Source organism: Bradyrhizobium prioriisuperbiae (assembly GCF_032397745.1).
GTDB classification, from domain to species: domain Bacteria; phylum Pseudomonadota; class Alphaproteobacteria; order Rhizobiales; family Xanthobacteraceae; genus Bradyrhizobium_A; species Bradyrhizobium_A prioriisuperbiae.
Genome location: NZ_CP135921.1, coordinates 7,038,968 through 7,062,420, shown reverse-complemented (window position 1 = coordinate 7,062,420; position 23,453 = coordinate 7,038,968). Strand labels below are relative to the sequence as shown.

The 23,453-nt window shown below is 63.2% G+C and carries 22 protein-coding genes; 12 read left to right on the top strand and 10 right to left on the bottom strand.

Annotated features, from left to right (window positions below; all coding sequences use genetic code 11):
• The first annotated feature begins 286 nt into the window (after positions 1 to 286).
• The 3 genes from RS897_RS33145 (at position 287) to RS897_RS33135 (ending at position 5,148) form a co-directional block, all read left to right on the top strand.
• Entirely contained in the window at positions 287 to 925 is a 639-nt protein-coding gene (locus tag RS897_RS33145; protein WP_315832890.1) for a hypothetical protein, read from the top strand.
• Positions 926 to 1,064: 139 nt separating this feature from the next.
• The gene (locus RS897_RS33140; protein WP_315832889.1) at positions 1,065 to 3,593 is read left to right on the top strand and encodes a caspase family protein; all 2,529 of its coding nucleotides are present in this window, start codon (positions 1,065 to 1,067) and stop codon (positions 3,591 to 3,593) included.
• Between the two features lie 16 nt (positions 3,594 to 3,609).
• The gene (locus RS897_RS33135; protein WP_315832888.1) at positions 3,610 to 5,148 is read left to right on the top strand and encodes a caspase family protein; all 1,539 of its coding nucleotides are present in this window, start codon (positions 3,610 to 3,612) and stop codon (positions 5,146 to 5,148) included.
• Between the two features lie 213 nt (positions 5,149 to 5,361).
• On the opposite strand, the gene RS897_RS33130 is transcribed toward RS897_RS33135, so the two are convergent.
• Positions 5,362 to 6,480: an autotransporter domain-containing protein gene (locus RS897_RS33130; protein ID WP_315832887.1), complete on the bottom strand. Its 1,119-nt coding sequence runs from the start codon at positions 6,478 to 6,480 to the stop codon at positions 5,362 to 5,364.
• Positions 6,481 to 6,680: 200 nt separating this feature from the next.
• A complete protein-coding gene (locus tag RS897_RS33125) occupies positions 6,681 to 7,166 on the bottom strand; it encodes a peptide deformylase (RefSeq protein WP_315838824.1) in 486 nt (161 codons plus the stop codon).
• 230 nt (positions 7,167 to 7,396) lie between these two features.
• Here RS897_RS33125 and tkt point away from each other — a divergent pair, with 230 nt between their 5' ends.
• Together tkt and RS897_RS33115 are read left to right on the top strand one after the other, a co-directional pair.
• Entirely contained in the window at positions 7,397 to 9,418 is a 2,022-nt protein-coding gene (gene tkt, locus RS897_RS33120) for a transketolase (RefSeq protein WP_315832886.1), read from the top strand.
• Between the two features lie 307 nt (positions 9,419 to 9,725).
• On the top strand, positions 9,726 to 10,052 hold the full coding sequence (locus RS897_RS33115) for a hypothetical protein (RefSeq protein WP_315832885.1): 327 nt from the start codon (positions 9,726 to 9,728) through the stop codon (positions 10,050 to 10,052).
• A gap of 20 nt (positions 10,053 to 10,072) precedes the next feature.
• Here the strand turns inward: RS897_RS33115 and RS897_RS33110 are convergent, their stop codons facing one another.
• From RS897_RS33110 to RS897_RS33100, 3 genes are all read right to left on the bottom strand, one after another.
• Entirely contained in the window at positions 10,073 to 10,807 is a 735-nt protein-coding gene (locus RS897_RS33110; RefSeq protein WP_315838823.1) for a transglycosylase SLT domain-containing protein, read from the bottom strand.
• A gap of 150 nt (positions 10,808 to 10,957) precedes the next feature.
• Positions 10,958 to 11,395 carry a type II toxin-antitoxin system VapC family toxin gene (locus tag RS897_RS33105; protein WP_315832884.1) on the bottom strand — a complete coding sequence of 146 codons (438 nt, stop codon included), beginning with the start codon at positions 11,393 to 11,395 and terminating at the stop codon, positions 10,958 to 10,960.
• 105 nt (positions 11,396 to 11,500) lie between these two features.
• Positions 11,501 to 11,743 (bottom strand): type II toxin-antitoxin system Phd/YefM family antitoxin, encoded by a 243-nt coding sequence (locus RS897_RS33100; protein ID WP_315832883.1) that lies wholly within the window; start codon positions 11,741 to 11,743, stop codon positions 11,501 to 11,503.
• Positions 11,744 to 11,870: 127 nt separating this feature from the next.
• Here RS897_RS33100 and RS897_RS33095 point away from each other — a divergent pair, with 127 nt between their 5' ends.
• On the top strand, positions 11,871 to 12,002 hold the full coding sequence (locus RS897_RS33095) for a hypothetical protein (protein ID WP_315832882.1): 132 nt from the start codon (positions 11,871 to 11,873) through the stop codon (positions 12,000 to 12,002).
• Positions 12,003 to 12,062: 60 nt separating this feature from the next.
• On the opposite strand, the gene RS897_RS33090 is transcribed toward RS897_RS33095, so the two are convergent.
• The gene (locus RS897_RS33090) at positions 12,063 to 12,500 is read right to left on the bottom strand and encodes an SRPBCC domain-containing protein (RefSeq protein ID WP_315832881.1); all 438 of its coding nucleotides are present in this window, start codon (positions 12,498 to 12,500) and stop codon (positions 12,063 to 12,065) included.
• 76 nt (positions 12,501 to 12,576) lie between these two features.
• Here RS897_RS33090 and RS897_RS33085 point away from each other — a divergent pair, with 76 nt between their 5' ends.
• Positions 12,577 to 13,617: an NAD(P)-dependent oxidoreductase gene (locus RS897_RS33085; RefSeq protein WP_315832880.1), complete on the top strand. Its 1,041-nt coding sequence runs from the start codon at positions 12,577 to 12,579 to the stop codon at positions 13,615 to 13,617.
• A 15-nt stretch (positions 13,618 to 13,632) separates the two neighbouring features.
• Here the strand turns inward: RS897_RS33085 and RS897_RS33080 are convergent, their stop codons facing one another.
• The 4 genes from RS897_RS33080 to erpA form a co-directional block, all read right to left on the bottom strand.
• Entirely contained in the window at positions 13,633 to 14,397 is a 765-nt protein-coding gene (locus RS897_RS33080; RefSeq protein ID WP_315832879.1) for a metallophosphoesterase family protein, read from the bottom strand.
• A gap of 82 nt (positions 14,398 to 14,479) precedes the next feature.
• Entirely contained in the window at positions 14,480 to 15,304 is an 825-nt protein-coding gene (locus RS897_RS33075; protein ID WP_315832878.1) for an SMI1/KNR4 family protein, read from the bottom strand.
• Between the two features lie 12 nt (positions 15,305 to 15,316).
• Positions 15,317 to 15,589, bottom strand: a complete 273-nt coding sequence (locus RS897_RS33070) for a type II toxin-antitoxin system ParD family antitoxin (RefSeq protein WP_315832877.1) — start codon at positions 15,587 to 15,589, stop codon at positions 15,317 to 15,319.
• 38 nt (positions 15,590 to 15,627) lie between these two features.
• Positions 15,628 to 15,957, bottom strand: coding sequence for an iron-sulfur cluster insertion protein ErpA (gene erpA / locus RS897_RS33065; RefSeq protein WP_315832876.1), 330 nt, complete (start codon positions 15,955 to 15,957; stop codon positions 15,628 to 15,630).
• Positions 15,958 to 16,088: 131 nt separating this feature from the next.
• Here erpA and RS897_RS33060 point away from each other — a divergent pair, with 131 nt between their 5' ends.
• The 5 genes from RS897_RS33060 (at position 16,089) to RS897_RS33040 (ending at position 23,166) form a co-directional block, all read left to right on the top strand.
• Complete coding sequence (locus RS897_RS33060) at positions 16,089 to 17,297, top strand: deoxyguanosinetriphosphate triphosphohydrolase (protein ID WP_315832875.1); 1,209 nt, start codon at positions 16,089 to 16,091, stop codon at positions 17,295 to 17,297.
• A 289-nt stretch (positions 17,298 to 17,586) separates the two neighbouring features.
• Positions 17,587 to 19,383, top strand: a complete 1,797-nt coding sequence (argS, locus tag RS897_RS33055; RefSeq protein ID WP_315832874.1) for an arginine--tRNA ligase — start codon at positions 17,587 to 17,589, stop codon at positions 19,381 to 19,383.
• A 166-nt stretch (positions 19,384 to 19,549) separates the two neighbouring features.
• A complete protein-coding gene (locus RS897_RS33050) occupies positions 19,550 to 21,256 on the top strand; it encodes an SPOR domain-containing protein (protein ID WP_315832873.1) in 1,707 nt (568 codons plus the stop codon).
• A gap of 48 nt (positions 21,257 to 21,304) precedes the next feature.
• Positions 21,305 to 22,333, top strand: coding sequence for a beta-N-acetylhexosaminidase (nagZ, locus tag RS897_RS33045; RefSeq protein WP_315832872.1), 1,029 nt, complete (start codon positions 21,305 to 21,307; stop codon positions 22,331 to 22,333).
• Entirely contained in the window at positions 22,330 to 23,166 is an 837-nt protein-coding gene (locus RS897_RS33040; protein ID WP_315832871.1) for a segregation and condensation protein A, read from the top strand. The genes nagZ and RS897_RS33040 overlap by 4 nt, the downstream gene beginning before the upstream one ends.
• The last annotated feature ends 287 nt before the right edge of the window (positions 23,167 to 23,453 follow it).

The window sequence follows — 23,453 nt, the reverse complement described above, 5'->3', positions numbered from 1 at the left end:
ACCGCGCGATAGCGCAACACGGCAACCGCACTGTTATGGAAATTGCGGTGTCTCAGTTGTGAGGCGCAGTCCGCTTGGACTGTGGACATACATGATTTCCATGACAGCACCATTCCCATATGGGAGATGACCCGCGGCCGGAAAGTGCACCATCATCTTAATTCCGGCGTCAGCACGGGGGCATCCGCTCCCGGCGCGACCGGACGCGAAACGAATTCGTTTTGCGAACTGATACGGACTTCGAATTCGGGACACTCGTCGTCTGACCACTGATGGAGACTGCGCGGTGTCGAACGAGGTTCTCAAACAGACGGTGAGGTCTGTTCTCTGCAATCCAATGCTGCCGTTGATCAATTTCGATCTCAATGGGCTCAGGGTGACAGGCCTGGGCTATGGAAATGTGCGACTGGCCGTCGAGTCCGGGAGAATTACCTGCGCCGTCGGCGTTCAGCAGCGGGCAAGTCTGCCCGCGGGAAACGTCGCCGCGGCCCAGTATGATCCGCAAAACAACACGTTTCATTTTTCACGCGAGAGTTTTGGCAGTGTCGTCCGCAGCGAGCAGGCGGCGATTGTGCACGAGGCGACCCATGCGCAATTCGACCTCGCCGGGCCCAAAGCTGGCAACTACGTGCTTGCCATCGATGACGAGGCGGCGGCATGGCTCGCCGGGTCGCTGTTTGCCAGGCTGTGTGAAAACAATCTGGGCGGAACTTATGTGACGGGCGTGATGATTCCGGGCAGCGCGGAGTTGGAAGCACTGAAGCTCGCCGACCGGATACTTGCCGAGACGCAGGATCTCATGAAAGGGCCCAAGCCATATCGTGTGCGGGCTGATGCTGTCGCAGGCTTGCGAGCCGCGGTGGCCAGGGATTACAATTTTCTGGGCGACCATGCCGGCATCAAGACCGTCTACGACGGCGTTTGATCTGATCCGCGGCATTGCCATGCGCAAAAAATGGTTCCGGCTTGAACCATCTCCGGGTTCCCAGAGACTTATCCAAGGTGGACTTTGCGTGGGCATCGCGTCTGGATATCCTCTTGAAATCGCTTGAGTTGGCAAGAAAATGGAACTGCCTCAATCTGTTCGGCTGCTGCGGGAGGTCGACGGAGAACTGACCCGCGCGATGCGTCGGGTCTTCCATTGCGTGTGGGGGAACCCGCTGCGCGCCAGAATCCTCGGCGTGATGCTGCTGGCAACGATGTCGGCGCATCCGGCCTGGGCCCAGGACGACGCAAAGCCAAACGTCGAACAACAAAAGACCGACGCAAAAGTCGAACAAAGGACCGAACAAAAGATCGCGCTGGTCATCGGCAACAGTGCGTATCGCAAGGTCGTGCAGTTGCCCAATCCCGTCAATGACGCGGCGGACATGGCGGCGTCGCTGACCAGGCTTGGATTTTCCGTCAAGCATCTGAACGATCTCGATTACAACGCCTTCCGCCTGGCGCTGATCGAGTTCGGCAAGGCGGCCAAGACGGCCGACAAGGCGGTGTTCTTTTTCGCCGGCCATGGCGTCGAGATCGATGGCAGGAACTGGTTGATTCCGGTCGATGCCGAGATCAAGTCCGAGGTCGACGTCTATGCCGAGGCGATCAATCTCGAAACCCTGATCGATATTTCCCTGATTCCGAAAGTCATTGGCCTCGTGATCCTCGACGCGTGCCGCAACGATCCCTTCGCCTCAGCCACGGCAGCCGCGCGGCGGTCGCTGGCCAGCGCCAAGCCGGGCGCGAAAAATGCTGCGAAGACGAGGGACGCGACCCGAACCGACGCAACAAAGCCTGGCACGCCAACCACGGCTCGCCCTGATCCGGCCCCATCGGCGTCTGCGATCGATGATGCGGGTGCGCGCGGCCTCGCTCCGGTCGATGTCAACGACAACGTGCTGGTGGCGTTCGCCGCCGCCGCCGGCACCACCGCCAATGATGGCACCGGGCGCAACAGTCCGTATTCGGGTTCGCTGGTGCGCCATGTGGAGACGCCCGGCCTCGAGATCAATTATCTGTTTCGCATGGTCCATGACGACGTTGTGGCCGAGACCAAGACGCAACAGCCGGCGATCTACGGCACGCTCTCCAACGACGAGGTCTATCTCAAGGGCGACGCGGCGGTCGCCGCCGCCGCCGCTGAAGCCGAGGCGGAGAGGGTGGCCTGGACCTTCGTGCGTTCGACCAACGAGATCGCCACGCTGCGACGTTTCCAGGAGCAATTCCCCCTGAGCCCCTATGCAAGGGAGGCTGGCGACCGGATCGAGCAACTGCAAAGCGCCGAAAAATTCGCATGGACGCTGGTCGAGCAGCAGCGCTCGCCCGCGGCCTATCGGGCCTTTCTGGATATCTACCCCCAGGGCGAACATGTCGAGCAGGCGCGCACGGTGCTGGCTTCGCTCGGCAGCTCGTCATCCTCCCGTAACGCTGCGATAGACCTGCCCAAGCCGCCGGTGTCGACCTATCAGCTCGACAGCGCATCGCCTGACGCAACGACAAAAAATGCGGACTCCATCGAGAAGGTCTGGGCGGTGCTGCGGGACTCGCGGGACCAGAAGGTGGTCGGACGCTTTGCGGAGAAATATCCCAGCATGCGCCATCATCGCCTGCCGCCCGGCAGCGACATGGCGCTGCGGCGGGTCGATCCCACCGAGTTGATGCTCCGCACAGCGCAGGATGAAGACGTCAACAGTTGCTTCGGCGGCGACGCGGCCGCATGTGGCAAAGCGGCCGCCAAATATCCCGACTACGTTCAGCTCCAGTTCCAGCGTTGCCGGATCCTGGAAAGCCGGATTCCCGAAAATCGGGAACGCAATCGCAACCGCTGCATGACTGATGCGGTGCGGGACGCGCGCCGGCGCGGCTACCTCGTGTCGGCCTATACGCGTTCTGCGCAGGAAATCGAGCGCAATCGCGCCTATCGCAAGACGGTCGAACGCGTCAATCAGAATGTCGGCAACATTGTCGGCAATGTGGTGAGCAACGTTGTCAGCAATACGGTCGCCACATCCGTGAGCAACGCAGTCTCCGCGGCCAGCCAGGCCGCCGCGACGTCGGCCGCGAATGCGGCCAGCCAGGCTGCAGCCACGGCGGCGTCACAGGCGGCAAGCCGGGCGGCGGCCCATGCCGCCAGCACCGCAGCGTCAGGCGCAGCCAGCCGTGCGGCGTCCACCGCGGCCTCCAGTGCGGCCAGTCGCGCGGCATCGAGCGCGGCGGGCCGGGCGGCATCAAATGCCGCGGGCTTTGCAGCGTCCAGGGCTGCCTCGGGTGCGGCGGACAGAGCTGCCAAGAAGGCGGCTGAAGCCGCGGCTGCGGCCGCAGCCAATGCGGCCAGCAATATCAGGGTTCCCTCGGACCGCCGCCTGAAGCAGGATATCGTCTTGCTGGGGCGTACAGACGGCGGGCTTCATCTTTATCGTTACAGGTACATCGGCGACTCCACGGTCTATGTGGGCGTTTTGGCACAGGAGGTGGCAAGGCGTCGGCCGGCGGCTGTGTCACAAGCAGCTAGCGGTTATCTGCAGGTCGACTATGGCCGGCTGGGGATCGCGTTTCTGACCTACCGGGACTGGATGAAGCGGCATTCGTCCCGCGCAGCCAACTGACGACGGGGACTTCGCCTTGCGATTTTCTGTGCCCGCACTCGCTGTTGTTTTTCAGTTGATCGTCAACACCTGCGCCGGTGCCGCCGACAATCGGGCCGCGCTGGTGATTGGCAATTCGAGCTACAAGAATGCGCCCGGCCTGGCCACGCCCGCCAACGATGCCGAGGATGTCGCCGCCGCGCTGACCGGATTGGGCTTCGACGTCATTCTGCGGCGAGACGGCAGCGCTGATGATCTGCGCGCGGCGCTGGGTGAGTTCTCCGACAAAGCCGCCAAGGCCGACATCGCGCTGGTCTATTTCGCCGGCTACAGCGTCAACCCCGGCGTGGACGGATATCTCATTCCCGTCGATGCCAGGCTTGCAACCTCGTCGTCATACTCGACCGAGGCTGTGCCGCTGCGCGCGGTGTGGTCAGGCGTGGCCAAGGCGCGAAAGCTCGGACTGGTTGTCCTTGACGCATTGCGTGGACATCCGTTCGCCAAGCTTGAGCGGCAGGATCGTGCAGACCCGGCCGGTGCATCCGGCTCATCCGAGACGTTCAGGAACGTGCTGGTGTTCTTTGCGGCCGAACCCGGCAAGATCTCTGAAGACAAGATTTCGGAGGATCGGACGTCGGGGGACGGCGCGGCGCGCAACAGCCCGTTTGCCGCGGCGATCCTGAAATACCTGGCCGAGCCGGACCTCGAAATCAACTTTCTGTTCCGCAAGGTGCGCGACGATGTCAGGAGTTCGACGCAGCAGAAACAGACGCCTTACATGTATGGCCAGCTGTCCAGGGACAAGGTTTTTCTCAACGCGGTGAAGCAGGCCTATCTGTCCGATCCGTCGGTGGCGCAGCCCTGCGATGAACTCACGGCCGCGCCGGATGGTCCCACCCGGGTCGCCGAGGCCAGAAGCATTGCGATCGTGAAGGTCGAGACGGTCGTCGATGCCATCACGGCGTGCACGGACGCCGTCAGGCGCTTTCCGGCTGTCGATCGTTTCCACTATCAGCTCGGACGCGCGCAGTTTGCAAAGCGGGACTATGCGTCCGCGCTCGCGAGCTACAAGAAGGCGTTCGAGCTCGGCAATACACGCGCGCTCTACGCTCTCGGCACCATGTATGACGATGGCACCGGCGTCGGCTGGGATCCGTCACTGGCGCGGTTCTATTATGAGATTGCCGCGAAAATCAATTTCGCGCCCGCCATCGTCCGCCTGGGTCTCCAGAACGAGCGCGGCGCGGGCGGGCCCAAGGATCTCGCCAAGGCCCATGCCCTGTTCCGGCAAGCCGCTGACCTCAGCGACCCCGGCGCCATCAACAAGCTGGGTGAGTTTGCCGAGAAGGGATGGACCGGCGCCAGGAACCTGAAGCAGGCCCGCGCTTTCTACGAGAAAAGTGCGGCGATGGGCGATCCGGCCGGAATGGTCAATCTGGCCCGATGCCAGGCCAATGGCATCGGTGGCCGCAAGGACGTCCCCGGGGCGAAGCTCCTGCTTGCAAAGGCCGCGGAGGCCGGGAGTCTGGAAGCCTCCGATATCCTCTCGCACGTGCAGCGGCCGAAGAGACGGTGAGGCCTGTGGGCGTTGGAAATTGAAGCGCCTCGCCACTCACATGTCATCACCGGGCTTGTCCCGGTGATCTCGCTTAGGGGCGCAGTGCGTCCCTAATCGGGGTTGTTTCCGCGACTTCGGCGAAGCCGAAGTCGCTGAGGACAAGCCCGGTAACGACAAAGATAAGATGATCTAATCGCTCGGCGAACAAACAGGATCAGCAAATCTCGTTAATCAGAACGTCCAGCGCAGGCCGCCGGAGCCGCCATAGGCCTTCGCGCTTCCGATGCTGGAGCCATGCGCTTCGATGTAGCTGGAGAAATTGGTGTCCCAGATGAAGTTGAGCTTGCCGGAGCCACGGCCACCCAGCAGATCCTTGTTGCTGGCGCTGTTGTTGGGCGCGAGCTGGTTGAGCTGGTCGAAGATCGAGTTTTGATCGACCACCGTGAACAGGATGGCCGTCGCCGAGGGCTGGACCTTCCAGTCCCCCCACAGCCATTCCGTGCCAAAACGAGCGCCGCCATGCACTTCCGTGCTGTCGCCGATCTTGGTCTCGAAATTTCTGGTGTAGCTCTCGGTATAGGTTATGCCCACGGTCGGTTCGAGGTACCAGCTGTTGCCGAGATCGAACCGGTATTGGACGTTCGGCGCGTAGCTGATGGCCGTGCTGTCGGTGGGCAGCACGAGACCGAACGCTTTCAGGCTGACAGTCGACCAGGTGCCCGTCACCGTGAAGTCGGTTGAAAAGGCGCCGTTCGCATAAGCGATGGTCGCCGAACCCGCCGTTGCCGACGCGTCGATGCCCGGCAGACTCGACCAGACACCTGTCGCCGTGCCGATGACGGTCAGGGCGTCCGTCGCCGTAAAGACGCCGACCCGCGTCACGTCAAAAGCGCCGGCGATCGCAGCCGATGACGTGGTGATGCCGCCGGATGACGAGGCATCCCCGGTCCCGATCACGTTGACGCCGAACAGATAGGACTGCGGAATCGTCTCGAGCGTCGGCGCCTTGGTCGGAACCTTGTTGTAGGCGAGGGCGCCCATGGGACCGTACATGGGGTCGCTGGAGACGATGCTGGCGAAAGGGTCGTTGTAATCCAGGATCGAAGCCTCGCTGCCGGAGAAACGCAGCGGCTCCGTGGAATTTCGCGGCCGGCGGCGCTGGACCTGATCGCGAACGTTCTGCAGCACGGTTCGGACGACGCCGTTGACGACCTCCTGCTGGATGTCCTGGATGTTCTGCGCGCGCGCAGTTTCACCTGAGACGAGAATGAGCCCTGCAGCGCATAAGGCCGCCGCTGCAAATTGAAACCAGCGAAGCCCCTTCGTGGTCGCCACCCTCGTTGTCAACATGGGGAAATTCTCCACTTCCAAATTCCAGGACACAAAGCGTCATGGAGAATTACATATCGTAACGATTTCGCTAGTGCAGAAACGCCACAACTGAACAGGTTCAGGCAATGGCGGCAAAGCTTTGATCCATCTATCAAATGGGAGGGGAGTGCACTGTCGTGCAAGCGCTGTCACACACGAGCATCGCATCAGTGCGCGCGCTACAGCTTCTCGTAGCGCTTGATCAGCCGGTCCCGCTTCAGCCGTGACAGCCGCTGAAGCCAGAACATCCCGTCGAGCTGGTCGATTTCGTGCTGATGGCAGACCGACAGCAGGCCATCGGCGTCCTCCGTCCGCCGCTCGCCGTCCAGATCCTGATAACTGATGCGGACACGCGCGGGACGTTCGACCTCGTCCACGACGCCCGGCATGGAGACGCTGCCTTCCTGGTGCGACATCATGTCGGTGGAAGACCAGACGATTTCGGGATTGACGTAGGTTCGGACATCGCCGGCCGAAAGCTCGAGGACCACCAGTCGCTTCAACACGCCGATATGCGGGGCGGTGATCCCGATGCCCGGCGCGGCGCGCAGGGTGTCCAGCAGGTCGGCCGCGAGATCGCGAAGATTTTCGTCAAAAGCGTCGATGGTCGCCGCGACCAGGCGCAGGCGCGGGTCGGGAAATTTCACCAATGGCCGGATCATCATGCCCCTGTTTCTGCAGATCGGCGAGCAGCGCCGCGGAGGTCTGCGGTAGCGAAAATCGTCGCTGTCCACCACGCGCATGACGCTATGCTGATCATACCTGCCATGGGATTCGGACTGTTTCTGCCGCTGCTTGGCGTCGGTTACCATGCGGCTTGCGCAATGGGGTGCACCGACCCGGGTGTCTGCGATTTAGTGATGAATTATCAGTTCCCAACAGACAAGAATTTTACATGAATATCGTGCCGCGCGCGCCTGTGACCGACGACCGTCAGCTCGACCGGGCGATGGCCAACGCGATCAGGATGCTGTCTCTCGATGCCATCGCGAACGCTGGCGATGGCCACCCGGGCGCGCCGCTTGGCTGCGCGGAAATCGCGACGGTGCTGTTCACGCGGCATCTCAAATGCAAGCCTTCGGATCCCGCCTGGTTCGATCGCGACCGGTTCATCCTGTCGAACGGCCACGGTTCCATGCTGCTTTATGCGCTGCTCTATCTCAGTGGCTATGCGGCCATGAGTATCGAGCAGATCAAGGGATTTCGCACGCTCGAGTCCATCTGCCACGGCCATCCGGAGTATGCGATCGCGCACGGCATCGAAGTCACCACGGGACCGCTCGGTCAGGGATTTGCGAACGGTGTCGGCATGGCCGTCGCCGAGGAATACCTGCGCGGCCAGTTGGGCGCCGAGCTGGTCGATCATTTCACCTATGTGATCGCCGGTGACGGATGCCTGATGGAGGGGGTGGCGCAGGAGGCCCTGGCGCTGGCGGGACATCTTCGGCTCGGACGGCTTGTCGTGCTGTGGGACGACAACGCCATGACCAATGATGGCGGCACCGGGCTCACCACCAGCGAAGACATCCGCGCGCGCTTCCGGGCGGCAGGCTGGCACGTGCTGGATGCCGACGGTCATGATTTTGAATCGATCGATCTCGCGATCACCGAAGCCAAATCTGACTCTCGGCCTTCCATCATTGCCTGCACCACGACGATCGGGCGCGGGCTGTCGCGTCTTGAAGGCAAGCGGGAGGCGCATGGCGGACGCGTGTTCAGGGAGGACACGGAAGCGGCCCGCGAGCGCCTTGGCTGGACCTATCAGCCGTTCGTCATTCCCCAGGGCATCCTGAACGGTTGGCGCGATTCGATGCAGATGCGCAACGAACCACGCTATCAGGCGTGGACAACGCGCGTCTCGCGACTTGCTCCCGACAAGCGCGTGCTGCTGGATCGTCTGACGCGTGGGGAGATGCCGGCAGATTGGCAGGCCACCTTGATGGCCTACAAGCGATCCGCGATGGCGCGGCCTGCTCAGCCGTCCATCCGGTCATCCGACGAAGCGCTCGCGACTCTCTTCGGAGTCATTCCGGAGTTGCTCAGCGGCGCTGCGGATGTGGAGGGGTCGAGTTGTCATAACGATTTGCCGGCGTTCACGGCGGATGTGCGCGGAGGTCGTTTTCTGCACTATGGCGTTCGCGAACACGCCATGGGATCGCTGATGAACGGGATGGCCGCTCATGGCGGGATTTTTCCGGTCGGCGCGACGTATCTGGCCTTCTCGGATTACCTGCGTCCTGCCATTCGCATGGCCGCGCTGATGGGATTGCCTGTGGTGTTCGTCAACAGCCACGATTCCATCGGCATCGGCCAGAACGGCCCGACGCATCAGCCCGTCGAATGCCTGGCGTCTCTGCGCGCTGTCCCCAACATGTTCGTGCTGCGGCCGGCGGACGCCGTCGAGGTCGCGGAGTGCTGGGAGATTGCGCTCGGTCGGCGCAACGGCCCGTCATCCGTGATCCTGTCGCGCCAAGCGTTACCGCCGGCGCGCACCGTGCACACGGACGAGAATCTGAGTGCGCGCGGCGCCTACGTTCTGGCCGAGGCCAGCGGAGGCGCGCGTCAGGTTTCGCTGCTCGCAACCGGCTCGGAAGTCGCCGTCGCGCTGGGCGCCAGGGAGCTGATCGAGCAGGAGGGTATTCCGACAGCGGTGATATCGATGCCGTGCTGGGAGGCGTTCGAGCAGCAGGAGGAGAATTATCGCTGCAGCGTCCTGGGCAACGGTGTCCTTCGGGTCGGCATCGAGGCCGCCGTCCGGATCGGTTGGGACAGGTATATCGGCGACAGCGGAATTTTCGTGGGCATGTCCACCTTCGGCGCATCGGGGCCGGGCGAGCAGCTGTTTCGCCATTTCGGGATGACCGCAGAGGCGGTTGCTGCGAAGGTCTTGCAGCGCCTCAAGCCCGGGAAGAATTAATCAGGCGTCGAGGCTGGCCTCATGGTTCGAGACGCGCCGCAAGCGGCGCTCCTCACCATGAGGGTCTAAGATTTCACCGCGAAACAACACCTCATCCTGAGGAGCCCGCCAAAGGCGGGCGTCTCGAAGGATGGGCCGCGAGGATGCCGCTCACCACGTTCACTCTCATGTGCGATAGCCCTGCCATCGCCGGAATTCACGGCGCGTGAACCTTCTCCATGTCCAATTTGTAATCAGCTCCTTTTGAACCAAGCCACCAGGCGCTCGCGACACAATTCGTGTGAGCGACGCCAAGGTGGAGGCCACGATGAAGCGTGTTGTGATGGTCGTTTTGGTCCTGGTCGGTGGCATGCGGAATGCGCAAGCCGACAACGACGTCTACAACACCACCAGAAAATACGCCCGCAGCGATGCCGAGCTTCACGCCGACACGGACGCTTGCGCGCAGAAGTTCGGAATGCCCGACAACGGCACCGCGACATCACGACAATTCAAGCAATGCATGCTCGCCCACGGCTGGCGGTTCAGCCACACCGAGCGCGAGAACACCTGGGTCGATCCTGAGACCGGCCTCACGTGCCGGCACGGCAATTTCATGGGTGTTCCAAGTTCGGATTGCTCAAACATGTACTAACCGGAGCGCTGGTACTTCGCCTAATCCCGCTCGTTCGCGGCCAGGCGCACGAACCGCCGCTTCATCACATTGACCTTGGCGAGATAGGCCGACGCGAGATGATCGCCGCAGCGCTCGCCTGCGGCCAGCTGGAAGCCGCGGCGCGCGAAGGCGCGGGCAGGGCCGGCGCCGCAGAGATGGATCAGGGTGGCGAGGTCCTGCTTCTGCCGCGGGGTCGCTTTTGCGTTGGGCACGGCGGTGAGAACGCCGGCGACCTGGCGGTCCAAATAGATCGACGCGAGCTCGATCGCGTGGCTTGGCAGGGCGCGGATGTAGAAGCTGTTGAACCAGCACTCGTCGGCCACCACGGTGTGCCGGCGGATGCAGGAGCGGCTCGCCTCGGCGAAAGCCGGATCGGTCATCTGGAACAGGCCGACCGCGCTCGATGCTGGTTTGTAGATGGCAAGCGGGTTCCAGGTCAGCTGCTTGCGCCAATAGGTGCGCGCGACCGGATTGCCGGTGCTTTCGGTCTGCGCCAATGCCGCCAGCAACTCGGGCGCGACGGTGTCGGTAGAATATTCACGGAACAGCGCGCCATATTGCCGCCAGGTCTCGGTCGGCTCCTTGTGCAGCGCGCCCTCGACAAAGAACAGCAGTTCGGTCGGCTTGCGCACCACCTGATAGGCGAGGTTGGCCAGCGGGAGGAGGGCGAGGATGATCACCGCGACACAGGCAATCCGAACCGACGTCGGGATCGCAGCCAGCCTCTCTCCCATCCAGAGCGTGCCGCGCCAGCGGCGTACGGAGCGCAGGACATGGGTCCAGCGTTTGCCGGCGCGCCGCTTGCGCGGGGCGGGCTTATTAGCGACGCGCGGCGAAGACGCGGGGATGGTTTGGCTGTTGTGCAGTGACACGTGGCATCCCGATCAGGGAGGAGGCAATGCAAGAAAGGGATCGAACACACGAACACCCAATGGCTCAAAATGCCTAATATTGCGTGAGAGGATCGTCAGACCATGGCGTTGCGCTGTCGCGGCGATGATGATGTCGGCAAAGCCCGGCGCCTGGCCCTGTCCTCGCGCATGATCTGACAAATTTCCCGCAAGTCGCGCTGTGGCCGTGTCGAATGCGAGTATGCGGTCGTCATAGAGGTGGAGCAGCACGTCGAGCCAGGCTTTGAGATCTGCGGCCTTTCGCGTTGCGCCCTCGCGCCGCGCCTTGGCAATGCCGTCCTGGATTTCCGCTACCGTCACAGTCGAGATGAAGAGGGACGCGGAATGGCTGTCCATCCAGGCGATCAGGGGCGGGGGCGCCATGCGGGACGGCGCTCCGGCCGAAATCACATTGGTCTCGACGAGGTACAAGGCGGACATAGCGTTTTCGAGCGAAGTGGATACCGGTTCGCGTGAAGAAAACGCGTCGAAACAAGAATCTAGAGGTTCCGTTCCGATTTAGTCGGAATGGAAGCTCTAAAACTCGGTTTGACGCGGTGGCGTGCGATCGCGCTCGGGTAAATCCTCCGGCGTGAGCGGTGCCGCCATCAGCAGCCGGCCGAAGGAGGGGACCTGCGAGAGCCGCTGCCATTCGTCATAACTCAGGATCACGGCCTCGCGTTTGCCGTGGCGGGTGATGATGGCCGGTTCGCCACGGACCGCGTCATCGACCACGGCCGACAGCCCGGCTTTGGCATCCCGCAGCTGGATTTCACGCACGGTAATTGCCTTGATTGAGTGTGACTACTGTAGTCATATACGAAATCGGTCGATCATGTTCAAGTTCGACGCTGGTGACTTGATTTTTGTTCCCGTTTCGTTCATTATTTGAGTCGGAGGTGGCTCCATGGATAAAGCGAAACAGCAGGAACTCATCCGTCTCTGGAATCTCTTGCGCCGGGCCCAGGGCCCGCTCGCGGAGGAGATCCGGATCCAGATCCTGGAAAAGTTCGAGCCGTTGAAGAACAAGGCGGCTTGAGGCGGCCGCCGGACAGGCTTGGCGGCGCGCGAAAGACCGTTCCGAGCGGGGCGTCGAGCCTCAGGCAAACTTCGCCTTGATGTTCCGCGCAATCATCGCCCAGCCTGTGCGACTTGCTTGTGCCAGCGGTGGCGGCACCGGCCCATCGACGTACTCACGGATGCTCAGTTGAAGCCGCGGGCTTGCGTCTCGAGCAGCGGCGGGCTCAATGACGTACTCCACCTCGCAGTTCGGCATTGTGACGCCGGGCGGGGTCTTGAGTCCCCAGGTCACGCGCAATCTGCGCGGAGCGTCCTTCGCCAGCACGACACCGGCGACGCCCCAGCCGTCCTCTCGTTCGAGGCGATAAGCCTCGCCGACGTTGCCGACGGTCACGCGCGCGCCCATGAAGCATCGACTCGCATCTTCAGTGTCTGTCAGCACAGCCCAGAGCCGCTCGATTGAAGCGTCGACAGCGATCACCGTCTCGCTGTTGAGCTGCCAGTTCTGCTGATCCATTCTGCTCAAGTCCTAAGCCGGGCGGCGCTCCTATGTCGGACGCCACGCGAATCTATACATCATCCCAAGAGATGCCATGGTCTCGCTGACCGCTGAATGGCCGGGTTGCAAAACATCACTGTTGTGCTCTTGGCCGAGCCAAGCGACACCGTTCCCAGATCCAGTATCCAGCCAAAGCACGGGAAATGTTGTCATGACGGCACAACGCATGACTTTAGAACACTTGGCTTTCATCGGCCTTGGCGCCATGGGCCGTTCAATGGTTCTCCATCTCGCCAACAAGGGCGACGCGGCCTCCCAGAAAATCGTCGCGTTTGATGCCGATCCCGCCCGGCTAGAAGGGCTTGTCGCGCCGGGGCTGGTGGCGACCTCCGACCGCGGCAAGATCGCGGGCGCGGAGCTGTTGTTCCTTTGCCTGCCGGACGGCGACGTCGTCGAGACGGTCCTGTTTGGCGCGGACGGCGTTGCCGCGACGCTGGCCGACGGCGCCATCGTGGTGGACCTCAGCACCATCGCACATGCCAAGACGCTTGAGATCGGTCGGGCCTTGGCCGCGCAGGGCAAGATATTTATCGACGCTCCCGTTTCCGGCGCGCCGGCGGGCGCTGCGGCCGGCACGCTCACCATCATGTGCGGCGGTGCCCCGGAGACGTTCGAGGCGGTGCGACCGCTGCTCGATCGTATCGGCACCAGCGTTCTGCACATGGGGCCAGCCGGCTCGGGGCAGTTGACCAAGACGATCAACAACACGCTTTACGACATCAACATCGCAGCATTGGCCGAGGTGCTGCCGATGGCGGTGGCCATGGGGCTCGATCCCGACAAGCTCGGGGAGGTAGTAACCACGGGCACCAGCCGCAGCTACGCCTCGCAATACTTCGTGCCACGGATGCTCAAGCGTCTGTTCGATGAGGGCTACCCGATGGGCAAGGCCTACAAGGACCTCGTCAGCATGGCGGCCGTGGCCGCCGAGGGCAATTTCCCGATGCCGGTCACCGCGGCAGCTACGGCGACCTACCAAATGGTTTTGCGCCAGGGACACGGCGACAAGGACAAGGGCGCGATGGTGCTGCCGTTCGAGGATCTGCTTGGTGTGCAGTTTCGCGCGAAGGGATGAGCCTGCGGGGCTGTTTTACCCGTTGAACAGAACGACGTCTGTCGTGATGTCGGTGCCGTTGACCGAGATCAACCGATAGCCGAACGACGCACGACCGGCTCCGATGACGCCGGTTTGTTGGTCGATCTGATAGGACGCCGCGGGGGTGACGAACTGGCGGATATTTCCGTCGGCCGTCTCGTCGGTCATGTGATAGTGGCCGCAAAAAATGGTGATGTCGCGCCGGCTACAGACCAGCAGATCCCGAAGCTGGACGCGTCCCGCAAGCGCGGCGCCGGACCGGTCCAGCGGCGTGCCGATCTCCAGCACGGGATGATGAATGAACAGCACCAGCGACTGGTCGTGATCCAGCTGGCGCTGCAGCCAGTCCATCTGTGCGTCGCTGATCGTGTTCGACGATGAATCCAGGTGGATGTATCTGACCTGATCATCGTCACGGACGTAGGCCAGTTCGCCGCTGCCGATCGCTTTCGGTGTGCTGAAAAATGGCGCCACGTTGGACGCAGTATCGTGGTTTCCCAGCACCAGCCGCAGGTCGAAACCATAGGCTGCGATCTGCGCAAAGAACCATGGGTTACTTGCCGCCGTGCCGATATCGCCGCCAAACACCAGCCGCGTGATCCGGCGGGCGACGAGATCGTCAAAGATTGTTTTCAAATTCGCCCTGTGCGCGTCCGGATCGTTGCCATAGGCCATCTTCGACGTGCCGATGGCGCTGCCCGCGAACACTTTTTGGCCGATATGGGCGTCGGTAACATGGGCGATCAGGTGCGAGGTCATGCGGGCATCTCGGATTAGCATTGCGGGAGGTGGTTTCGTGTCGGGACATATAGCCGCTCGGCTGATCGCGATGCTTCGGAAATCATCGAAGTGTCCGGTTCCGGCGACGGCATTGTGGGATCGTCACCAGAGGCGCCTGGATTGACCGTTTGTGTGCCGAAGCGACTCGTTCAACCCCTTGGCCGAAACTCCAACGAAGCCCCAACGCAGTCAATTCGCCCTGAATGCGGCGCACGCTGATCAATGGGCCGCTGGCCACGGCAATCTCGGGCTTTGCGAGCATCGGCAAGATCTCCTGCAAAGACACATTGCGCGCGCGCCTGAGAAGCTGTGCCACCTTCATTTTGTTCGGCCCGACACCGGTGATCACCAAGGTACCATCCTGAAAGTCCTTCGGGTCATAAGCGGCTTGCTCGCCTTGCACGTCGCGATCCCGGCGTTCCTGGTGAACGAGACGCCAAAACGCGTTGGTTGTGTCTGTTTCCTTCTCGATAAATTGCAACACCTGCTCGTCGTCATCCGCCATCCCGGCGAGGGCCGCCAAGAGCTGGCCGAAGCGCAGCAGATTTGGCGCAACGACCGTCTTGTCCCAGCGTCCAGCGCCGTGAGGTGCGTAGTAGACCGGAAAGCCGGATGACTTTTCGCTGATGTCGATGAATACCGGATCATCGAACCCGTTCAACGCGATGACATACCAACCCGGTTGCCAGGCGCCCGGCGCTGTCGATACCAAGCTTTCGCCCGTGTGCCCATGAAAGCGAAATCCCGCCTGCCAGCCATCCAGTTCATCAGGTTTGGGATATCTGGAAGGCAATGCCAGATCGCCGACGACAATACCCGAGGCGATGAAATCCTTGAGCTCGTCCGGCAGACTATCGGCCAGTGATCTGCCATCAGTCGGTGACATTGCACCTTCATATCAAAATGGTGGTCGCGAGAATCCAGCTTTTGCAGCGGCACGATACTTGGCTTCAAGGCGGCCAAAGACGTCTGACGCAGGCCTGACCCGGCCCTTATCGGCATCGTCTATCCCTCGCTTCAGCGAAGCATCGAGGGAGGCCAAGCGCAGTTCGCGCGCCTGCACGAGCCGCACGCCCTCGCGCAGCTCCTCGCTTTTGGAGCCATTGCGACCGGATGCGACCAATTCGTTCACATAGCCTTCGAGCTGTTGGCCCAGATCGACACGGATCATTGCGGCTGTCTTGGTTTTATGAGTTGGGCGACCAAAACCTAAATCGAAAAACTCGTCCCGCACCCGCACGACGCCGTCGCCTGCGGATTATTGACCCGGAACGACGCCCCGATCAGATCGTCGACGAAGTCGACTTCCGATCCCGCCAGGAACGGCACCGAGGTGGGGTCGACCAGCACCACGGCGCTGTCGCGGGTGATGGTGAGGTCGTCGTCGGCTTTTTCGCGAGCGACGTCGAACTTGTACTGGAAGCCGGAGCAGCCGCCGCCCTCGACGCTGATGCGGAGCATGGCACCGGCGCCCTCGGACTTCAGGATCTCTCCAATTCGTTTCGCCGCCCGCTCGGAAATGGTCACGTTGGCGGTCATGTCATGTGCTCCGTCATCCCCTTGGGGGGACTCGCAGGGTTAATGCTAATTTAAGGCAAGGTTTGAATCTTCCACCAGTCATAGTTAAGTGCGGAACGTCCCGGAATCAAATGCTTGGAGGGTAAAAACCGGTGTCCGTTGGAATGGCTGCTCCCCGCGCGGCTTATGCCTGCGACCCGGACCAGAGCCGGGGGCGGCTGCATGCCGAGCCGCCAAGCCGCACCCGCAGCCCATTCCGGCGGGATTGCGACCGTGTGATCCATTCCACCGCCTTCCGCCGCCTGAAACACAAGACCCAGGTGTTCGTGTTCCATGAGGGCGATCATTTCCGCACCCGGCTGACCCACTCTTTGGAAGTGGCCCAGATCGCCCGCGCCCTGGCGCGCCAGCTCGGCGTGGACGAAGACCTGACCGAAACCCTGGCGCTGGCCCATGACCTGGGCCACCCGCCGTTCGGCCATGCCGGGGAGCGGGCGCTCGATGCCTGCCTCGAAAACCATGGCGGCTTTGACCACAATGCCCAGGCGCTGCGGGTGGTGACCCAGCTCGAGCATCGCTATCCCCAGTTCGACGGACTGAACCTGACCTGGGAGTCGCTCGAAGGCATCGTCAAGCACAACGGCCCGCTGTCGGATCGCGACGGCCGGCCGGCCCGGCGCTATCACGACCAGGGCATTCCGCCTGACATTGCCAGTTATGTCGCCGGCCACGATCTCGAACTCTGGAGTTTCGCCTCGCTGGAGGCCCAGATCGCCGCTGTCGCCGATGATATCGCCTATAACGCCCATGACATCGACGACGGCCTGCGGGCGGGGCTGTTCGTGATCGACGACCTAAGGGACATTCCACTGACGGCAGGCATGATCGCGCAGATCCGGCAGCGTTATCCGTCGCTGGACGAGGTGCGGCTTGGCGCGGAGCTGGTGCGCGAGCTGATTTCCTATTTGATCGAGGCGGTGGTGTCGGAAACCCGCCGCCGCCTGGAGGCCACGAAGCCGGCGTCTGCTGCGGACGTCCGGCAGCAGCAGCAATCCCTGGTGGCGTTCGACTCTGCTGCCACCGCGGCCGAGGCGGCGATCAAGAGCTTCCTCTACGAGCACATGTACCGCCACGCCCGCGTCATGCGCATCATGGGCGACGCCGAGGATATTGTCTGCGAGCTGTTCGCCCGCTACCGGCGCACGCCCCGGGATCTGCCGCCGGAATGGGCCGCCTTCGAAGGCCATGTCGGGGAGGGCGATCGCGCCCGCCGCATCGGCGATTTCATCGCCGGCATGACCGACCGCTTCGCCATGGTCGAACACGCCCGTCTCTTTGACTCGACCCCGGATTTGCGTTAGGCGGCGCGGACTTAAGGCCAGTCTGGTACTGCCGACGAATTGGATCCGGATCACCTCGCCCCGCTTGCGGGGAGAGGTCGACGCCGAGCGTAGCGAAGGCGTCGGGTGAGGGGGCGTCTCCGCGGATGGAGCGCCTCGAAAGAGCCCCTCATCCCGACCTTCTCCCCGCAAGCGGGGAGAAGGAGAAGAGGCGCACGAACCAACTCGTCAAATCCCAACTCGTCAAATCCTCTCTGACGATGTACTAGGCCGGACATCTGCTTGTCGTTGCTTTGGACCCTTGAAAATCATGGCCAATTCGTCGCCCCAATCCACCCACATCTTCGCCGACGTGCTGGCGCGCGTGCATGCGATCTGCGGCGCGCTGGCCGCTGAGGGCGCGCTGCCTGCGGGCCTCGATCTGTCGCGCGTGGTGGTGGAGCCGCCGAAGGACGCCACCCACGGCGACATGGCGACCAACGCGGCGATGGTGCTGGCCAAGGAGGCCAAAGCGAAGCCGCGCGACCTCGCCGACAAGATCGCCGAGAAGCTGCGTGCCGACGATCTCGTCGAGGCCGTGGAAGTCGCGGGCCCCGGCTTCATCAATCTGACCCTGAAACCCACCGCCTGGACTGATGCGCTGCGCGCGGTGATCGAGGCCGGCTCGACTTACGGCCGCAGCCGCATCGGCGCCGGCGAAAAGATCAACGTCGAGTACGTCTCGGCCAACCCGACCGGTCCCATGCATGTCGGCCATTGCCGCGGTGCCGTGTTCGGCGATGCGCTGGCGAGCCTGCTGGATTTCGCCGGCTATGCGGTCACCCGTGAGTATTACATCAACGACGCCGGCGCCCAGGTCGACGTGCTGGCACGCTCGGCGTTCCTGCGGTACCGCGAGGCGCTGGGGCAGGTTATTGGCGACATTCCGGAAGGGCTTTATCCCGGCGATTACCTCAAACCCGTCGGTGAGGCGCTGGCCAGGGAACACGGCGAAAAGCTGCTGAGCCAGGACGAGGCGACATGGCTGCCGGTGGTGCGGACCAGGGCCATCGCGATGATGATGGAGATGATCCGGGACGATCTCTCCGCCCTCAATATCAAGCATGAGGTGTTCTTCTCCGAGCGCTCGCTGCAGTCCGGCAACGGCAACGAGGTGGCGGCCGCGATCGACGATCTGCGCAAGCGCGGCTTTGTCTATCAGGGCCGGCTGCCGCGGCCGAAAGGCGCGGTCGACGAGGACTGGGAAGACCGCGAGCAGACGCTGTTCAAATCGACGGAATTCGGTGACGACGTCGATCGTCCGCTGCTGAAGTCCGACGGCGGCTACACGTATTTCGCCTCCGACATCGCCTACCACAAGACCAAGTTCGACCGCGGCTTCCTCACCATGGTCGACGTCTGGGGCGCCGATCACGGCGGCTACATCAAGCGGGTGCAGGCGGCGATCGCGGCGATCACCGGCGGCAAGGGGACGCTGGACGTCAAGATTGTCCAGCTGGTGAAACTGCTGCGCAATGGCGAGCCGGTGAAGATGTCGAAGCGCTCCGGCGACTTCGTTACCCTGCGCGAGGTGGTCGACGAGGTCGGCTCCGATGCGGTGCGTTTCATGATGCTGTTCCGCAAGAACGACGCGGTGCTCGATTTCGACCTTGCGAAGGTGATCGAGCAGTCCAAGGACAATGCGGTGTTCTACGTCCAGTACGGCCACGCCCGCGGCCACTCGATCTTCCGCAATGCGCGCGAGGCCTATCCCGATCTGCCGGAAGATGCGGCAGCGCTACACAATGTGTTGCGCGGGGCCAATCTCGGGCGGTTGGATGATGCTGCCGAACTCAGCCTGATGCGGCGGCTGGCGCTCTTCCCGCGCATCGTGGAGGGGGCGGCGCTGGCCCATGAGCCACACCGAATCGCATTTTACCTGTATGATCTGGCGAGCGAATTTCACGCGCTTTGGACCAAGGGGCGCGATATGCCTCATTTACGCTTCATTATAACTAATGATGCAGAAATCACACTCGCACGATTGACCCTGGTTCAGGGAGTCGTCTCGGTTCTGGCATCCGGTCTCGCCGTACTCGGCGTCCATGCTCCAAACGAGATGCGATAAGCGAAGGGGGATACGCCGGTCACACGGGGACTGTGATGGCGGTCAGCGGCCGCCGCCTCTAGGTTTCGGGAGCTTGGGATCCAGGATCCGATGCCCGGAGGGCGATCGGTGGTTTTCCCGAAGGGAACGCAGCGTCACAATGGCGGATCGATACTCAGATCGTAACTTGGATCGTAATTTGGGGCGACCTTATCGCGCGGAGGATGACCGCGCGCCCAATGCATCGCAGGGTGACAGCGATCCGCTGGCGGAGCTCGCGCGGCTGATCGGGCAGACCGATCCATTTGCCAATCTCGGGCGTGCCGGGCGCGAGGCGCCGGCTGTACCAGCGTCGCGTCGTGCCGACATCAGCGATACGCAAAATCAATACGACTCAGATCAACATGCATCCGACCCGTATGCGTCGGATCAATATGCGGCCGGCCACGACGAGCCGGACGACACCACCTCGGCCCAGGATAGGTCGGACCACGAAACATCGGATGACGACGCGCCGCTCGACGTCACACCGACCCGGCCATCATGGATGCAGCGTGTCGCGCAACGCGACGCGCCGCAGAGTTACGAGGACCCAGTGCAAGCGACCAAATCCTACAGTGAACGCACATCCGGCGCGCAGAGCTATCGCGAGCCGTCATTCCGTGAACCCGCCCAACGTGAGCCGGCGTCTCGCGATCAGTTGTCCCGCGATCAATCCTACCGTGAGCCGTCATTCAGTGCGCCATCGCCCGTCGATGCCTATCCGACGGCGCCGCACGATCCGCACTACCAGGACCCTCGTTACCAAGAACCGCAGTACGATGAGCCGCAGCACGAGGCCGCGTACGCCCAGCCGCATGCAGGGCATGGCCAGCAGGCCGATCCGTCGCGTTATGACGATGCGCTTTATGGCGTCGCCGATGACGGGCAGCCCTATGATCAGCACGCGGTCTATCCCGAAGATGCCTATGCGCAGCAGGGCTATGAGGAAGAGGCCGCCGAACGGGCCAAGCCGAAGCGCGGCGGCATGATGACGGTGGTCGTGGTCGCGGCGCTCGCGGTGGTCGGCACCGCGGCGGCCTACGGCTATCGCAGCTGGACTGGATCGCCGCGCAGCGGCGAGGCGCCGATCATCAAGGCCGATCCGGGACCCAACAAAGTGGTGCCGCAGACCGCCGACAGTTCAAGCAAACCGATCCAGGATCGTGTCGCGACCGGCCCGGGTGCCGAACGGATCGTGTCGCGCGAGGAGCAGCCGGTTGACCCGAACACCGTGAAGACGAGCCCGCGCGTGGTGTTTCCGCCGCTGACCCAGAATCCGAGCCCGAACCCCGGCGGTGTCGCCACTCCGGTGATGCCCGCCACCCGCCAGGTCACCAACGGCGCCGCCAGCGGCAACCTCGGTGGCGACGAGCCGCGCCGGGTCTCCACCCTCAGGATCCGGCCCGACGAGGCCAATGCGGCACCGACGGCGCGCGCGCCCGCGGCGGCGGCTCCACCGCCCGCTGCCCGTGCCCCGGCGCCCGTCACCACCGCGACCACGCCACCGGCCAATGCGCCGATGTCGTTGTCACCCCAGGGGTCGCCGGCGCAGACCCGCACCGCATCCAATGCGCCGGCCGCCGCGGCGCTGGCCTCGACCGGCGGTGGTTATGTCGTGCAGATTTCGTCCCAGCGCAGCGAGGCGGATGCCCAGGCGTCCTATCGCGCCTTGCAAGGCAAGTTCCCGAGTGTGCTGGGGTCGCGCACACCGCTGATCAAGCGGGCTGATCTCGGCGACAAGGGCATCTACTACCGCGCCATGGTGGGGCCGTTCACCTCACCGGACGAGGCCTCCCAGTTCTGCGGCAGCCTGAAAACCGCCGGCGGACAGTGCGTCGTCCAAAGGAATTAATCGCCGTTTCCTTGACGCTCCGCGGTGGTGCGGGCTATCGCCCAATGCATGACCACGCGCGCTTTCATCACGGGTGTTTCCGGGCTCGTCCTCACTGAGGACGAGTGCGCTTTTTTGCGTGAACAGAAGCCCTGGGGCTTCATTCTGTTCAAGCGCAACGTTGATAATCCCCCGCAAGTCTCTGAATTGGTGCGGCAACTGCGCGATAGCGTCGGCGATCCCGACGCCCCGGTGCTGATCGATCAGGAGGGCGGCCGGGTGCAGCGGCTGGGCCCGCCGCACTGGCCGGTGTACCCGCCAGGCGCCGTGTTCAGCGCGCTCTACGACAGTGATTCGCAGGCTGGCCTGCGCGCGGCCTGGCTTTCCAGCCGGCTCATTGCCGCCGATCTGGCGGATCTCGGCATTACCGTCGACTGCCTGCCGCTGGCCGATGTGCCGGTGGAGGGGGCGGACGCCGTGATCGGCAACCGCGCCTATGGAACCACGCCGGACAAGGTCGCCGCCATCGGCCGCGCCGTGACCGAGGGCCTGGCCCATGGCGGCGTGCTGCCGGTGCTCAAGCATATTCCCGGGCATGGCCGGGCCACGGCGGACTCCCATCACCGGCTGCCGGTGGTGGATACGGCTGCGGCCGAGCTGGAGCGGACCGACTTCGCCGCGTTCCGGCCGCTCGCCGATCTGCCCATGGCCATGACTGCACATGTTGTGTTTAGCGATCTCGATTCCGCCCAACCGGCAACGACTTCTGCGACAATGATCAAGCAGGTGATTCGCGGCGCGATCGGGTTCCAGGGTTTGTTGATGAGTGATGACGTTTCCATGAACGCGCTGGCGGGGACCATTGCCGAGCGCACGCGCGCTGCGTTTGCCGCGGGGTGCGACATGGTCCTGCACTGCAACGGCGATATGAACGAGATGCGCGCGGTGGTCTCCGAGACCCCACTTCTGGTGCAGACCGCGGCGGCTAAGGCCGCCCAGGCCAAGGCGGCACGCAAGCCGGCGCAGCCGTTCGACCGCATCGCCGGGCGCAAGGAATTGGACGACCTCGTGGCACGTGCCGGAAGTTTGACCGTATGAGCGCAGAGATCCTTTCATTCGAAACCGGCCTGCCGGCCCCGGCGCCGCCGGTCGACGACGAACCGGCCCTGGTGGTCGACGTCGAGGGTTATGAAGGCCCGCTCGACCTGCTGCTGGCGCTCGCGCGGCAGCAGAAGGTCGACCTCGGCAAGATCTCGATCCTGGCGCTTGCCGACCAGTATCTGGTTTTCATCGAGGCTGCGCGAAAGATCCGGCTGGAACTTGCCGCCGACTATCTGGTGATGGCGGCGTGGCTGGCGTTCCTCAAATCGCGCCTGCTGCTGCCCGAGCCCGCCACCGCCGACGGCCCGTCCGCCGAGGAAATGGCCACCGCGCTCGCCAACCGGCTGCGTCGGCTGGAGGCGATCCGCGAGGCGTCGAACCAGCTGATGACCCGGCCGCAGTTGATGCGCGACATCTTCCCGCGCGGTGCGCCCGAGCAGATCGCCGAAATCAAACATCCGAAATTCACCGCCACCCTGTTCGACCTGCTCAGCGCCTATTCAACCCAGCGTCAGCAACGGGTGCTGGCCTCGGTCCATCTCGCCAAACGCACGGTGTGGTCGCTGGCCGAGGCGCGGGCCTCGCTGGAGCGCCTGGTCGGCATCGCCGAGGAGTGGAGCTCGCTCGACGAGTATCTGATGAATTACGTCCTCGATCCCTCGCAGCGCGCCACGGTGTTCGCGTCCAGCTTTGCGGCGGCGCTCGAACTGGTGCGCGAGGGCGAGGTCGAATTGAACCAGAAAGCCGCATTCGCCCCGATTTATTTTCGCAAGCGCCAGGCTCAGCCGGCCGCCGAAGCAATGTCGGCGCCGGACATGCCGGCAGACTAAGTGGAAGAAGGAGACCGAGCCATGCCACGTCTGGCACGAAAGCGCGTCGTCGAGATCGACGAGGAGTCTTCCGAAATCGCCGCCGTCGAGACGTCCTCCGTCGAGGTCGCGCTCGCCGAGGTTCCGAATTCCGAATCTGAATTGTCCGAAGCGTCCGAACAGACGGCCTCCTTCGAAGCCGAAACCGTGACCGAAGAGGCGGCGGCCGAAGAGGCTGCGTCCGAAGAGATGGTCAGCGCCGAACTCATCGAGCTGTCGTCCGTAGAGGCGTCGGAAGAGGCCTCCTT

Bases quoted from the DNA above. Each gene is read 5' to 3' on its own strand.
- RS897_RS33140 (WP_315832889.1), top strand. From the start codon at position 1,065: ATGGAACTGCCTCAATCTGTTCGGCTGCTGCGGGAGGTCGACGGAGAA.
- RS897_RS33130 (WP_315832887.1), bottom strand. From the start codon at position 6,480: ATGTTGACAACGAGGGTGGCGACCACGAAGGGGCTTCGCTGGTTTCAA.
- RS897_RS33125 (WP_315838824.1), bottom strand. From the start codon at position 7,166: ATGATGATCCGGCCATTGGTGAAATTTCCCGACCCGCGCCTGCGCCTG.
- tkt (WP_315832886.1), top strand. From the start codon at position 7,397: ATGAATATCGTGCCGCGCGCGCCTGTGACCGACGACCGTCAGCTCGAC.
- RS897_RS33115 (WP_315832885.1), top strand. From the start codon at position 9,726: ATGAAGCGTGTTGTGATGGTCGTTTTGGTCCTGGTCGGTGGCATGCGG.
- RS897_RS33110 (WP_315838823.1), bottom strand. From the start codon at position 10,807: ATGGGAGAGAGGCTGGCTGCGATCCCGACGTCGGTTCGGATTGCCTGT.
- RS897_RS33095 (WP_315832882.1), top strand. From the start codon at position 11,871: ATGGATAAAGCGAAACAGCAGGAACTCATCCGTCTCTGGAATCTCTTG.
- RS897_RS33090 (WP_315832881.1), bottom strand. From the start codon at position 12,500: ATGGATCAGCAGAACTGGCAGCTCAACAGCGAGACGGTGATCGCTGTC.
- RS897_RS33085 (WP_315832880.1), top strand. From the start codon at position 12,577: ATGGTCTCGCTGACCGCTGAATGGCCGGGTTGCAAAACATCACTGTTG.
- RS897_RS33080 (WP_315832879.1), bottom strand. From the start codon at position 14,397: ATGACCTCGCACCTGATCGCCCATGTTACCGACGCCCATATCGGCCAA.
- RS897_RS33075 (WP_315832878.1), bottom strand. From the start codon at position 15,304: ATGTCACCGACTGATGGCAGATCACTGGCCGATAGTCTGCCGGACGAG.
- RS897_RS33070 (WP_315832877.1), bottom strand. From the start codon at position 15,589: ATGATCCGTGTCGATCTGGGCCAACAGCTCGAAGGCTATGTGAACGAA.
- erpA (WP_315832876.1), bottom strand. From the start codon at position 15,957: ATGACCGCCAACGTGACCATTTCCGAGCGGGCGGCGAAACGAATTGGA.
- argS (WP_315832874.1), top strand. From the start codon at position 17,587: ATGGCCAATTCGTCGCCCCAATCCACCCACATCTTCGCCGACGTGCTG.
- nagZ (WP_315832872.1), top strand. From the start codon at position 21,305: ATGACCACGCGCGCTTTCATCACGGGTGTTTCCGGGCTCGTCCTCACT.
- RS897_RS33040 (WP_315832871.1), top strand. From the start codon at position 22,330: ATGAGCGCAGAGATCCTTTCATTCGAAACCGGCCTGCCGGCCCCGGCG.